The organism is Psychrobacter sp. CLB018, from assembly GCF_041222815.1.
Lineage (GTDB): Bacteria > Pseudomonadota > Gammaproteobacteria > Pseudomonadales > Moraxellaceae > Psychrobacter > Psychrobacter faecalis.
The window spans coordinates 1,243,053-1,255,921 of the sequence record NZ_CP166085.1; the positions used below are offsets into that span (position 1 = coordinate 1,243,053).

The following is a 12,869-nucleotide window of genomic DNA, read 5'->3' on the forward strand; positions in this document are numbered from 1 at the left end:
ACTTATCTATGATTATGTGCCCGCCATACAGCATGCTCACATACCTCACAGCACCAACTGTCTTTTGCTCGCATATACGGAATGTCTGCTGGTATCTGTAAAGGGCACACATAACCGCAGTATTCGCATCGTACATCATCTAAGTAAGCAAAACATTCACCGATTGTCTTGAATAGTACTTGTGCGCCAATCTCATACTTCTCACAGATGGTTTCTACATGTGCGATATAACCACTTTCGTTATCATAAGGCGACTTATCAGATGTTGCCTTAATGTGGGTAATCAATGAAGCAAAAAATGCTGGAGTCAACTTCACTGTGCCAAGCTCTTACAAGAAAGTGACCAACGCTATCGTTCATGACAGTGTTGCGGCATTGAAAGTATTGGGAATTAAGGTAGGTATAGCTCAGTTTGACCCTTCAAGAAAGTTTCTATGGGCGGAGCAGAGCGTCAAAGGACCTAGCCAGTTTTTTACTCAGTCCCATCTAAAATTAAACTGGGTAAATACACTAGGTTTCCAAGCAGCGGGTGAGAAAAAATTTCAAGAGATAAAAGTAATTTCAGAAGCAATGGCGACAGCGAAGTCTTGTAGCAGTGGTCAGCTGGTTTGTCTTGGTAAGTCTAAACAGCAATATCGAAAAGAATATAAGGCGCTGAAGGCCAAGGCAAACGATACTATTTTATATAATAGTAGCGATGAAAAAATAAGAATAAACTCATACGTTCAATGGCTAAAGGATAAAGGCTATGCAATCGGCACTAGTAACAATTTATCAATTAATTAGGCAGCATATTCATCTTATAAAGCGATTCAGTTTTTTACTGTTGAGTAGTATAACCTTAACAGCTTGTGGATCAACGCAGATAGAAGGCGTAAGTGTGGGGGGGGGAAGACTATTACACTGTGATTAAAAACACCCCAATTTTTAAAAAATGTAAGCCTGCATATTCTCACTATGAAAGTAAAGAAAGTGATTACTTTTTTGGTGTGAGATGTTCATTTGAAAACACAGCCCCACCAGACAGTTTTGAAATTGTTTATGCTGTTTGGCCGAATGATGATATAGATTTTGAACGCTTTTTTGGAGAAGAGGTTTGGAGGTATGAACCAGGAGAAAGTAATATATATACTAGTGCAGATGGTAAAAGAGTAAGTAAAGAAGAATGGATGAAACTTGGTAATGAAAACTTAAACAAAGCCATCGCGCAATTACCTGCCTCGGCGTGGCAAACCTATACTGTTGATGTCAAAAGTACCTTAAAGAAATATGAAGGTAAAACGCCTGAGGGTAATCCTATGGGTATCGCTATACCAATTGGCTGGGGTATATATTACCCTAGTCTATTTCCCAGTCTACAAGACAGGATTATACAGTTTAATCTACTTATCGATAAAGAAGGCAATGTTAAATTAAAAGAAGAGTACAGATGGGAGAATGAGCTGCAAGGGAATCCTTATTCTTAGCTCTGCAATAGTGTAGTGGCACACTAAATTTGGACTATATTTAAGAGAAAATATATTGCATACGAAAAAGCCAGGCAACCCAAGCTGCCTGGCTTTAAAATTTGAACGACTTATCTATGATTATGTTCCCGCCATACAGCATGCTCACATATCTCACAGCACCAACTGTCTTTTGAGCGCATATACGGAATGTCTGCTGGTATTTGTAAGGGACAAACATAGCCGCAGTACTCACAAAGCACATCATCTAAATAAGCAAAACACTCACCGATTGTCTTGAATAGTACTTGTGCGCCAATCTCATACTTTTCACAGACCGCTTCTACATATGCGATATAATCACTTTCGTTATCATATGCCCAGTAATCTTCACAGATTCTTAGATCTCGCGCATTCTGCATCATATTCGGCTGAAGTTTTACACTCATCACATTCTCCTTAGTAGCCGCCATAGCCAGACTGCGGTAATAGCTCGTAAAGCTCGCTCTGAAGCTGACAACACATATCCTCAATCACATAGTCAAGACTGGCATCTAAGCGCTTCTGCACCCATACCCGCACCGCCATATCGTTATTAAAGCAGTGCTTCACTCCCAAGAAGCGAGCTAGGTTATGACCCGATGAAATATATAACTCACGCATTAATGCATTAGCAATCTCATTCGCATCATCACTGATTGCACCGTCCCGTTTAAACTCGCTAAACAGCTCTTCATAATTGATGATTTTCATAGTGACGTCTCCTTGTCTGTTTGTGCGCTCGTAGCTGTTTCTTCAGTTTCAAAGCTATTTGATGCGCTGGTTAACTTCTCCTTGCTCGCTAAGAGCAAGTTATCCATTGCAGAGCCATCCTGACGGGTAATATCAGGAACATAGCGGCTGTACACCCGAAACAGCATCTCCGTACTACTGTGACCCATCTGCCGAGCTATCCACTCAGGGTTCTCACCAGCAGCCAGCCAAAGCGTCGCTGCCGTGTGCCGAGTTTGATAAGCCCGCCGATGTTTAAGACCGAGCAGGGCAAGCGTGGGTTTCCATACCCGCCGGTTCACATTGCGGTACTCCATCGGATTGCCTTGTGAATTGCAAAACACAAACTCTGACTTACCAAAGGTGCGTGCCTTCTGCTCTAGTAGGGCGTCATACACTAACTGTGACATCGCAATATCACGTTGCGAGCCTAACGTCTTCGTTGGACCCATCTCACCATTTACTAATGCACCACGGATACTGATCTCACGCCGATCAAAGTTAATGCAGTCCCATTTCAGCCCATCAATCTCACTGGTACGCATCCCGGTAAAGAAGCGAATGGTGTAGTAGGGCTTATAATCCGCACGGACATGCTTTAAAATCAGCCATACCTCACTCAATGTAAACGGGTTTACATCCGGACGAGCTTGCTTGAGGTTCTTAATATTTTTATAAGGCATCTCAAACTCATGGCGATCTGACGCTTCTTCTAGTATCATACGAAGAAGTATCATGATCTGGTTGATCCGTGCTACTGACAGACTTGACTGACCATCTTTACCGTAACGAACTTTGGCGAGAGAGCTACGGAAGGTCAGCAAGTCTGGTTTTTTTATGGCATGCACTGCTTTACCACCAAACTCAGGCAACAAGTACTTATCAAGAATAATCTTTATTTTTTGCCGATAGCTCGGCCGCCATTCAATTTTCTTCTCCTCATACCAAATCTCTGAAAACTGCCTAAAGGTTGGATTACGACTGATACAAGCTTCCGCTCTATCAGCCAGTGCCGTCATCTCTTTTAAACGCGTACTCTTCGGAAAGTAGGCGCCATAGTCAAAGATGCCTAGGGTTATTTTTGCATCTATCTCTTTTGCCACTAAAGTCAATTTTTTAACGTTTGCGGGAGTATCAGGGAAGATTGTTGTCTCACGGCAACGAATATTCATATATGTGAAATCTATGAATAGCTTGCCACGCCTTGCTCTTACTGATGCCATTGTTAATCTCCTTGTTTAAATAAAACTTACTGTAAAGCCATACCGTTGATAGCACTCATAACCGGCTTGCACATATCTTCTTCGATACGCTCCCATACGTACAAAATCTTGCGACCGCCAAAAGGACGAATGTAATGAATGTTTTCAATCAAAACGGTGTCTTTCATTTGATTGCGGATAGTACGGGCGTCGTATTTGATACGGTCGGCTAATTCTTGAGTAGTGAGATAAGTCTGTGACATAATAGTTCTCCAGTCAGTATTAAATAGTTTTTAATAAACACTTTGTTGTTGCCAACGAGTACTATATTATCAGAAAAGTAGTCATTGGCAAGTACTTTTTACTTACCAATAAGGATTTTATTGTGATTTCATGTAACTTACCTGTTCTTTTAGCAGAAAGAAGGTTACGTGTAGCAGATTTAGTGAGAATGACGGACATCAGTAAATCGACGCTGCATAGAATATATAATGACGAGACGACTAGAATTGAGTTCGATACTTTGAGTAAGCTATGTAATGTATTAGAAGTAACGCCAGGGGATATTTTGAAATATGTTCCAGATGAAGTTAATGATGGGAGCTTTTCAGAAGAGGAGTAGATTGACTATCGTGATAACCTCTGATAGGAAATTGCTAGCTGAAGGCATATTAGGGCTGAAGCATACTTGTAAGGCTTAATGATTTATATTGTTAGGTTGGAGTCATGATTTTTTAAGTCACGATTAGCCTTGAGCACTATGTATCTTAAATATATTTCCAATAAACGAGGCATCTAAAAAGCACATTTTTTGCTGAATTGAGGTTGGGTTCAAAAATCAGCATAGTGCCAAATTTACTAGGTTAGGTGTCATGATAGTTTTTGAACCAAAAATAGCTAGGTTGTAGTCAGATACGTATACGCAGTTTTAGGGCAGGGCACGGTTTGGGCACCAAATGGGCACCGCACCGAAAATGAGCTTTTTGATTGAGTAGCTAAACTTAACTATATTCAAAAAGATATCTCGAGAATTTCTCTACAACCCCCGAAAATTGGACAAAAAAAAGCCTCACTGTTAAGTGAGGCTTTTTAAGTATTTGGAGCGGGAAAAGAGATTCGAACTCTCGACCCCAACCTTGGCAAGGTTATGCTCTACCACTGAGCTATTCCCGCTAATGATCAATTAACTATCGTCAGTTGATGATGGCGTATTATACGCAGTTTTATTTATCTGTCAACACCTATCACGAAAAAAAGTAAAAGTTAGCAAAACAGGCATGTCATCTAGCCATAATTTTATGTTATAACAGTTTATTATAATATGTATTCCAAAAGCTTTGTATGGAAGAAATAAGCTGGTGTGCATTTTATAAGAAATCCCATTTTTATTGATAGTTATCAATACTTATAATCTTAAGCATTAAGGATAAAAAATGAGTCAACAATATACCATCGCGGATTATTTATTCGATCGTATCGCTGAAGCGGGTGCGACTGAAATCTTTGGCGTGCCCGGTGATTTTAATTTAACGTTTTTAGATAATATTATTGCGTCTGATAAGTTGCGCTGGGTCGGCAATACCAATGAGCTAAATGCTGGTTATGCAGCCGACGGCTACGCACGTGAGCGTGGTTTTGCTGCTATGGTGACGACTTTTGGCGTGGGTGAGCTGTCGGCGATTAATGCTACTGCCGGCTCTTTTGCCGAGTACGCACCCGTGCTGCACGTGGTCGGTGCGCCAAGTACCGCCCTGCAAGATTCGAAACGCCGGATTCACCATACTTTAGGTGATGGGGTGTTTAATCATTTTATTAAAATGGTGGAACCTGTCACCGTGGCACGCGCGCAAATCACGCCTGATAACGCTGCCTCTGAGATTGATCGTGTGATTCGAGTTATTCTGAAAAAGCATCGTCCCGGTTATTTGTTGTTATCACCAGATGTGGCGAAGATGCCGATTTATCCGCCAACGACCAAGCTTGATGATAGCCAAGAAGATATCACCAGCCAAGCCGCGTTGGCAGACTTTAAGCAAGCATTGATAGAGTTTTTACCTAATAAAACCACCACACTGATGGCAGATTTGATGGTGCATCGTTTGGGGTTGCAAAACCAGCTAAAGGCTTTAATTGCTGATACCGACATTCCTTATACGACGTTATCATGGGGCAAAACCTTGCTTGATGAAAACAGTGAGCGTTGGGCAGGTACTTATGCAGGCGTGGCATCACGTCCTGTGGTTAAAGATGCGGTAGAAAATTGCGAATGCTTAATTAAAATCGGCGTGCAATATACCGACACAACCACCGCAGGTTTTAGCCAAAATATTGATGAAAAAGTTGTGGTTGATTTGCATTATGAGCGGGCATCTATCAGCGGTCAAAACTTTGCACCGATTGCGCTCAAAGATGCGCTGCAAACCCTGCATGAAGTCATGACCTCAGGCATTAATATCGTACCGAAGCAATTTTGCAAGGCGATGCAGCCGCATGAGCAAAACGGCAAGGATGACGAGCCGATTCGCCAAGATGACTTGTGGCATATCATCGCCGATGCGCTTGATGATAAAAACCTCGTATTTTCTGACCAAGGCACGGCGTATTTTGGTATCAGTGATGTGCGGCTGCCAGAAGGGGTGACGTCTTATGGGCAACCGATGTGGGGCTCAATCGGCTATACCTTGCCAGCGAGTTTGGGTGGCGCTATTGCCTCACCGCATAAGCGTAGTATCTTATTGATTGGTGACGGCTCGGCTTTGTTAACCATTCAAGAAATCGCGGTAATGATTAAAGAGCGCATCAATCCGGTTATTGTCTTGATTAATAACGATGGCTATACCGTTGAGCGAGCGATTCATGGTGAAAATCAGCGCTATAATGATATTCCTAAGTGTGACTGGCAAATGATGCCAAAAGCCTTTGGCGCCACGGAAGAAAATAGCCTTATACTTAAAGCAGAAACCGCTGGCGAACTAAAAGCAGCGCTCGAAAAAGCAGCGGCCACCAAAGATAAACTGGTAATGTTAGAAGTGATGACAGATAAACACGATATCCCGCCTTTATTGGCTGATATCAGCGCTGCCCTTAAACCAAAATAGCCTAAGTAAAAAATTTCATTACTATAAATTTATATCTTTTATTGATGAAAGAGAATAATTAAGCGTTTATAAAACAGAAAAGTCCTATTTAGCGTCATGCTAAATAGGACTTTTTTAATATTCTCAGACGAAGGTTTATAGTGGCGCTAAAAGTCTTTATGATTGAACAAATAAAGAGCCAATAGTTAATGTTTTCTATAGGAATTGCAGGCGTGCGACGCTTAACACAAACTACCGTTAGGATTCTATGTTATACAATAGAGTAGGCTTTTATAGATTGGGTTTTTAAAGTTAGACAGTTAAGAAAACTACAATAAGACTGTTTAATTTAAAGCATTTCAATTTGAAGCTTTTGCAACAAGTACGCTAGAAAAGCTAAAGGACACACTTACATAATAATGATTAAAAATAGGGCTTAAAAAAGATGGATACCTTAAATATCCTGTATTTCGTAGGAGCAGTTTTAATTTTTGCCAGTATCATGGCAAGTACCTTGTCGGCGCGTTTGGGCGTGCCGCTATTATTGTTGTTTTTAGTCGTGGGCATGCTCGCCGGTGAAGAAGGTATCTTGGGTATTGAGTTCTCTCAATATGGTCTTGCTAACTTTGTCGGGCAGGCGGCGCTGGCTTGTATTTTGTTAGATGGTGGACTGCGCACCTCCTTTAAATCTTTTCGAGTGGGGCTAAGACCTGCTATTACTCTTGCCACGTGGGGAGTGCTGGCAACGGTCATGATACTGGGCGTCTTTGTCACGTGGCTACTCGATGTCGATTGGCGCTTTGGGCTATTGATGGCAGCTATTGTCGGTTCGACCGATGCGGCAGCGGTATTTTCATTGCTGCGTAATGGCGGGGTTAAACTTAACGACCGCGTACAAGCGACGTTGGAGCTTGAATCTGGTGCCAACGATCCACTAGCCATTTTATTAGTCACCGGATTGATTGCGCTAAATGTCGACCCTGAGGGACAAACGGTACTGGGCTTTATAGGCTTGCTATTACAGCAGCTGAGCTTCGGCCTCGGTATGGGTTTATTATTTGGTTATTTATTGGCAAGGCTATTACCGAAGATACATTTGGCAGAAGGCATGTATGCCATTTTGATATTGTCGGCGGGCTTGGCAGTATTTGCGGCGACCAATTTAATCGGTGGTAGTGGGTTTTTGGCAGTTTATCTGGCTGGCGTGCTGATAGGCAACCATAAAGTGCGCTCAACCGAGCATGTCATGCGCGTGATGGACAGCTTTGCGTGGCTATCGCAAGCAGTCTTATTTGTGGTCCTGGGTCTGTTGGTGACGCCATCAAACGTCATTAATGTTTGGTATTACTCGGTTGCGATTGCCGCCTTTATGATTTTAATTGCTCGTCCTATCGCCGTTTACAGCAGCGTAAAACCCTTTAAGTTTAAAGACCGAGAAATCGGTTTTATTTCTTGGGTTGGCTTGCGCGGTGCCGTACCGATTACCCTTGCTATTTTGCCCGTAATGGCGGGTATTGACGGCGCCTTTATGCTGTTTGATATTGCCTTTGGCGTGGTGGTTTTATCCTTGATTTTGCAAGGCACAACCATTCCCTTTATGGCGGATTTATTTAAAGTACGCATTCCCAATAACAAAGACCCCGAAGAGAAGCATGAGGTTTGGGTATCGGACAAGGCAAGTATTACTTTATATCAGTTTCAAGTAAAGTCTGGGGCGTTTGCGATTGGACGTCATCCAAAAAGCATTTCTAACCACGTTAACCCTGATGAAATTAGTGTGTTTGCCTTGGTACGCGGTCAGCAGATTGTCATTGTCGACGAAGACACTAAGCTAAAATTTGGTGATAGCGTTTGGTATGCGATGCGCGGCAATCATGCCAGCCAAATTGCGCGGATTTTTAATGACACCACCTTAGACCGCAAAGCTATCGATGATTTTTATGGCGATTGGCTCCTATCACCGAGCGTTAAACTGGGCGACTTGCCATTTTTTACCGGTGTTATGACTTCTGAGTCTTTGGTCGATAAGCTAAGATCCAAGCCAGAAGATAATGAAAAAAATATGTGGCAGCAAACGGTTGCTGAATACGTCAAAGGTAACCTAGATATGGCGCCGGTATCGGGCGATACAGTGGCGATTAATGATGAATGGTCACTGGTCATCAAAGAAGTCGATGATAAAGGCAAACTTAGAACGATTGGTTTAAAACGTGAAGAGCTACCAAAAGCAGGGTAGCTGTTTATCGTTATTTTTTGCCATGACTGTTTATCGTTATCCTTTATTATTATCCATTAAATGCTTATCACTCTATAAAAGCCCAGTCATTTGCTGCAAAAAATCAGCGACATGCTTATGCAGGTTTTCTCGATAGGCCCAATGATGCTTGACCTCGTAGCTTGCCTCATTGGGCAACAGTATTTTCATCATTCCTTTTTCTTCATAGCGCTTGGCCAAATCATTGGGCAAGTAGCCGACATGATGACCCGCCAAAATTAACTGTGCAGTCGCCTCCATATGGTAAGTGGTGGCGCTTAACGTTTTTGGGCGGACATGATTGATGCTCAAATCGGTAACATAGCCTCGTTTTATCCATGGATAATTTTGTTCCAAATCCTCAAAGGTTAAACCAGCTGACTTATCAAATAACTGATGCTCACGGCCGCAGCAGACGACTTGCTTTTCGATAAATGCTGGCTGGAAGGTTAGTAGGGGCGGGAAGCTGCCAAAATATCCCACGCCAATGTCACTTTCATTGCTAAGTAACTTATCAAGCATACTCTCAGGGCTTTGCACATCGATAGAAAAGTGAATAAGTGGATTGTCGCGATAGCTCGCAGCTAAGCACTGACGCAAGACATCATAAAAAATCGTTGGCATCTGATCGATAAGACATAATCGAATATGACCGCCGCGTACTGAATCTAGCTGCCGAATATAGTGTAGTTGATGTTGAAAGCTGGCCACTGCCTCATTAAAGCTTAAGCACGCCTCGTAAACTGCTGCGCCGTCTTCGGTGAGCTTAAAACCCGCGCGCCCGCGATGACAAAGCGTCATACCCAAACGATCTTCTAAATGGGTTAAATGACCGCTGATGACAGACGGGGTGACATTTAAGCGTGACTGCGCGGCGGTCACGCCTTGGCATTCTACGATGGCCATAAAGCTGCGCAAGGTCTTGATATCAATTTTTATCAATTCATCTAGCATTAAAGGTCATGTTCCCATATCTATTATCTTAATCTGTCTTAACCAGATTTTTTATAAAACTTCTACAAATAACGAATAAATCAAAGTTACTACGAAAAACCAGAAGTTTACTTCTGAATTTTACCATGGTCTCGCCTCTGATATTTAGGTATTGTCAGAGCTATAGAAAAAACGGCATAGACAAAAAGTAATATAGATAAAAAGTAATATAGACAAATTGTCTGTTTTGACCAATCGATACAAGGATGTAAGTGATGAAATTTAACCAACCACTAAGTGGCAACGACATGCCAAGATTTGGCGGCTTCGCTTCTATGATGCGCCTACCAACCCAAGCCGATGCTGAAGGGCTAGATGTAGCATTCGTTGGGGTGCCTTTAGATATTGGCGCCTCAAACCGTAGCGGTGCAAGATTGGGTCCGAGACAGATTCGCGATGAATCACGCATGATTCGCCCTTATAATGTCGCCACTCGTGCCGCGCCTTTTGAATCTTTACAAGTCGCTGACATCGGCGACGTGCCTATCAATACTTTTAACCTACTAAAAAGCGTCGATATTATTGAGAAATTCTATACCGATAAGATTCTCAGTCATGGCGCTATTCCTTTGACATTAGGCGGCGATCATACGATTGCCTTGCCTATTTTGCGCGCGCTCGCCAAAAAATATGGCCCTGTTGGGATGGTACATATCGATGCCCATGCCGATATTAATGATGAGATGTTTGGCGAGCAAATCGCCCATGGTACGCCGTTCCGCCGAGCTGTCGAAGAGAACCTTATCGATGGCAATCGCGTCGTTCAGATTGGTCTGCGTGGCACGGGTTATAGCGCCGAAGAGTTTGATTGGTCAACCGAGCAAGGCTTTCGCGTCGTGCCTGCTGAGGAGTGCTGGTATAAATCATTGACACCACTCATGGCAGAAGTGCGCGAAAAATTAGGCGACGGCCCTGTCTATTTAAGTTTCGATATCGATGGCATCGATCCGGCGTTTGCACCCGGTACGGGCACGGCTGAAATTGGCGGCCTAACGTCAACGCAAGGTATCGAAATCATTCGCGGTATGCGCGGACTTGACGTAGTTGGTGGCGATTTAGTAGAAGTGTCACCGCCGTATGACCCGTTTGGTAACACCTCGGTACTAGCTGCGAACCTGCTATTTGAGATGCTATGTATCCTACCGGGTGTGCGCTATGACGATAAGGTCAAAGCCATTTATTAAGCACAATTTATACACTTAAACTGCCTTTTATAAGGAATTAAAGGGCAGTTTGGGTTTAGCTTGGATTTGATACTGAACGACTTATTTAATTGCTATTGAATTTTTTAGGATGATTAACTCATGACGCACTCTCTGCAAACGCCTTCTTTATTGCCAAATTCCGCGCCAACTGCCTCATCTTTGACTTGCGGTGAGCTACTTGTCCAGTGGTTAGAATATTACGGGGTGGAGACGGTATTTGGTATTCCGGGCGTGCATACGGTCGAGCTATATCGTGGCCTGCCGAATACCAATATTCGCCACGTGACGCCACGTCACGAGCAAGGTGCTGGCTTTATGGCCGATGGTTATTACCGCGCGTCTGGCAAAGTGGGGGTTTGTTTTATCATCACTGGTCCCGGCATGACCAATATTATGACGGCGATGGCGCAAGCATTGGCGGATTCTATACCAATGCTGGTGATATCTAGTGTCAATAAAGTGCAGCATACCGGCAGCGGTGAAGGGCACTTACATGAGCTGCACGATCAGCAAGGTATGATCAGTAAGGTTGCGCTTATGAGTAAAACCATTTGGCAACCTGAGTCACTACCCAAAGTCATCGCTGAAGCTTTTGCGTTATTTAATGGCGCGCGTCCGGGACCGGTGCATATCCAGCTGCCCATTGATGTGATTACCGCTGATGCCAGCCATGTCGCCAAGCCGCCTAAACTAAATAAGCTAGATAAGCTAGACACTTCTCTAAACAGCCAATCTACTAATAATATTTTGGCGCCATTACAAGCAAACAAACCGCTACCTCATCCTGCGCAATTAGATTTGATTGTTGAAACCTTAAAAACGGCAAAAAATCCAGTCTTGCTTTACGGTGGTGGCTGCGCTGATGTTAATCATGACGCACAAAAACTGGCAGAACTTATCGATGCGCCAACATTTTTGACCATCAATGCCAAAGGTTTACTGCCGCCTGCGCATCCGCTGAGTTTGGGTAGCAATCAATCATTGGCCGCTGGTCGCGCCGTCATTAGCGAGGCCGACTTAGTATTGGCGATAGGTACGGAGCTTGGTGAGACTGATTATGATGTTTTTTTTAATGGTGGGTTCAAAATCAATGGCACGTTGATTCGTATCGACTGTGACGCTCAGCAATTACAGCGTCCGTTTAGAGCGGATATTGCGCTATTGTCGGATGCGCAAATGGCCATTAGTGGTCTATGTACGCGCTTAGAAAATCAACCGCTGCATCATCAAGCAGCACCGCGAGTAGCAAAGGTAAAGCAAGCGTTGATAGAAGAAATGACGCCAGATTTTGCTGGTCAAAACGCGCTGCTACAGCTGATTCGAGATGAGGTGGAGGACGTTATCTTCGTTGGCGATTCAACCCAGCCTGTTTATAGCGGCAATCTTGGCTTTGAAGCTTTAGCTACGCGTCGATGGTTTAACTCATCGACGGGCTTTGGCACCTTAGGTTATGGTTTGCCCGCCGCGATTGGTGCCATGATTGGCTCAAAAGCGCCCGTTATTAGCCTGATGGGTGATGGCGGCATTCAGTTTACTATTGCCGAGCTAATCTGTGCCGCCGAGCTTGAGCTGCCATTAATTGTGCTGTTATGGAACAACCAAGGCTATGGCGAGATTCGCCGCTATATGCAAGAGGGCGGCTTGCCATTGATTGGGGTCAATATTAAAACCCCGAACTTTGAGCGGTTAGCCGCAGGATTTGGCGCCGGTTATCGTCGAATCACAGATAAGCAGCAGCTGATCGAGGCATTAAAAGAAGACATCAAAGGCAAACAACCAATTATTTATGAAGTCGATGAAGCTGATGCATTTCTTCTTGAAATGGGTAAAGGTTTTACCTGCTTTAGCTAAAGCATAATTGCTACTAAAAATAACTTATAAAACGTTATCTAACTATTTGCGCAATGCGCTCAATCTATGGA

The 12,869-nt window shown here is 43.4% G+C and carries 12 protein-coding genes and 1 tRNA gene; 7 read left to right on the plus strand and 6 right to left on the minus strand.

Annotated elements, in window-relative coordinates; genetic code table 11:
* Positions 1-273 precede the first annotated feature (273 nt).
* Positions 274-786 (plus strand): hypothetical protein, encoded by a 513-nt coding sequence (locus tag AB8P72_RS05335; RefSeq protein ID WP_369958173.1) that lies wholly within the window; start codon positions 274-276, stop codon positions 784-786.
* 119 nt (positions 787-905) lie between these two features.
* Entirely contained in the window at positions 906-1,466 is a 561-nt protein-coding gene (locus AB8P72_RS05340) for a hypothetical protein (RefSeq protein ID WP_369958175.1), read from the plus strand.
* Positions 1,467-1,576: 110 nt separating this feature from the next.
* Here AB8P72_RS05340 and AB8P72_RS05345 read toward each other — a convergent pair whose 3' ends face one another.
* The 4 genes from AB8P72_RS05345 to AB8P72_RS05360 are packed head-to-tail and all read right to left on the minus strand — an operon-like array spanning position 1,577 to position 3,681.
* The gene (locus AB8P72_RS05345) at positions 1,577-1,894 is read right to left on the minus strand and encodes a hypothetical protein (protein WP_369958176.1); all 318 of its coding nucleotides are present in this window, start codon (positions 1,892-1,894) and stop codon (positions 1,577-1,579) included.
* A gap of 10 nt (positions 1,895-1,904) precedes the next feature.
* Positions 1,905-2,198, minus strand: a complete 294-nt coding sequence (locus AB8P72_RS05350; RefSeq protein ID WP_369958177.1) for a hypothetical protein — start codon at positions 2,196-2,198, stop codon at positions 1,905-1,907.
* A complete protein-coding gene (locus tag AB8P72_RS05355; RefSeq protein WP_369958178.1) occupies positions 2,195-3,439 on the minus strand; it encodes an Arm DNA-binding domain-containing protein in 1,245 nt (414 codons plus the stop codon). The genes AB8P72_RS05350 and AB8P72_RS05355 overlap by 4 nt, the downstream gene beginning before the upstream one ends.
* Positions 3,440-3,465: 26 nt before the next feature.
* Positions 3,466-3,681 (minus strand): hypothetical protein, encoded by a 216-nt coding sequence (locus tag AB8P72_RS05360; RefSeq protein ID WP_147222245.1) that lies wholly within the window; start codon positions 3,679-3,681, stop codon positions 3,466-3,468.
* A gap of 188 nt (positions 3,682-3,869) precedes the next feature.
* Here AB8P72_RS05360 and AB8P72_RS05365 point away from each other — a divergent pair, with 188 nt between their 5' ends.
* Positions 3,870-4,040, plus strand: a complete 171-nt coding sequence (locus AB8P72_RS05365) for a helix-turn-helix transcriptional regulator (protein WP_333613915.1) — start codon at positions 3,870-3,872, stop codon at positions 4,038-4,040.
* A gap of 476 nt (positions 4,041-4,516) precedes the next feature.
* On the opposite strand, the gene AB8P72_RS05370 is transcribed toward AB8P72_RS05365, so the two are convergent.
* Positions 4,517-4,591, minus strand: a tRNA-Gly gene (locus AB8P72_RS05370).
* A gap of 260 nt (positions 4,592-4,851) precedes the next feature.
* Between AB8P72_RS05370 and AB8P72_RS05375 the strand changes: the two genes are divergently transcribed.
* Together AB8P72_RS05375 and AB8P72_RS05380 are read left to right on the plus strand one after the other, a co-directional pair.
* On the plus strand, positions 4,852-6,516 hold the full coding sequence (locus AB8P72_RS05375) for an alpha-keto acid decarboxylase family protein (protein ID WP_369958179.1): 1,665 nt from the start codon (positions 4,852-4,854) through the stop codon (positions 6,514-6,516).
* 424 nt (positions 6,517-6,940) lie between these two features.
* Positions 6,941-8,731, plus strand: a complete 1,791-nt coding sequence (locus tag AB8P72_RS05380; protein WP_144296337.1) for a potassium/proton antiporter — start codon at positions 6,941-6,943, stop codon at positions 8,729-8,731.
* A 72-nt stretch (positions 8,732-8,803) separates the two neighbouring features.
* On the opposite strand, the gene AB8P72_RS05385 is transcribed toward AB8P72_RS05380, so the two are convergent.
* Positions 8,804-9,703: a LysR family transcriptional regulator gene (locus AB8P72_RS05385; RefSeq protein ID WP_306495707.1), complete on the minus strand. Its 900-nt coding sequence runs from the start codon at positions 9,701-9,703 to the stop codon at positions 8,804-8,806.
* Between the two features lie 254 nt (positions 9,704-9,957).
* Between AB8P72_RS05385 and speB the strand changes: the two genes are divergently transcribed.
* Entirely contained in the window at positions 9,958-10,926 is a 969-nt protein-coding gene (gene speB, locus AB8P72_RS05390) for an agmatinase (protein ID WP_144296335.1), read from the plus strand.
* Between the two features lie 120 nt (positions 10,927-11,046).
* Positions 11,047-12,798, plus strand: a complete 1,752-nt coding sequence (locus AB8P72_RS05395) for a 5-guanidino-2-oxopentanoate decarboxylase (RefSeq protein WP_369958180.1) — start codon at positions 11,047-11,049, stop codon at positions 12,796-12,798.
* Positions 12,799-12,869 lie beyond the last annotated feature (71 nt).

What these genes read in the sequence shown, in the direction of transcription:
- AB8P72_RS05335 (WP_369958173.1), top strand. Translation starts at nt 274, where the DNA reads ATGTGGGTAATCAATGAAGCAAAAAATGCTGGAGTCAACTTCACTGTG.
- AB8P72_RS05345 (WP_369958176.1), bottom strand. Translation starts at nt 1,894, where the DNA reads ATGAGTGTAAAACTTCAGCCGAATATGATGCAGAATGCGCGAGATCTA.
- AB8P72_RS05350 (WP_369958177.1), bottom strand. Translation starts at nt 2,198, where the DNA reads ATGAAAATCATCAATTATGAAGAGCTGTTTAGCGAGTTTAAACGGGAC.
- AB8P72_RS05355 (WP_369958178.1), bottom strand. Translation starts at nt 3,439, where the DNA reads ATGGCATCAGTAAGAGCAAGGCGTGGCAAGCTATTCATAGATTTCACA.
- AB8P72_RS05360 (WP_147222245.1), bottom strand. Translation starts at nt 3,681, where the DNA reads ATGTCACAGACTTATCTCACTACTCAAGAATTAGCCGACCGTATCAAA.
- AB8P72_RS05365 (WP_333613915.1), top strand. Translation starts at nt 3,870, where the DNA reads ATGACGGACATCAGTAAATCGACGCTGCATAGAATATATAATGACGAG.
- AB8P72_RS05375 (WP_369958179.1), top strand. Translation starts at nt 4,852, where the DNA reads ATGAGTCAACAATATACCATCGCGGATTATTTATTCGATCGTATCGCT.
- AB8P72_RS05380 (WP_144296337.1), top strand. Translation starts at nt 6,941, where the DNA reads ATGGATACCTTAAATATCCTGTATTTCGTAGGAGCAGTTTTAATTTTT.
- AB8P72_RS05385 (WP_306495707.1), bottom strand. Translation starts at nt 9,703, where the DNA reads ATGCTAGATGAATTGATAAAAATTGATATCAAGACCTTGCGCAGCTTT.
- speB (WP_144296335.1), top strand. Translation starts at nt 9,958, where the DNA reads ATGAAATTTAACCAACCACTAAGTGGCAACGACATGCCAAGATTTGGC.
- AB8P72_RS05395 (WP_369958180.1), top strand. Translation starts at nt 11,047, where the DNA reads ATGACGCACTCTCTGCAAACGCCTTCTTTATTGCCAAATTCCGCGCCA.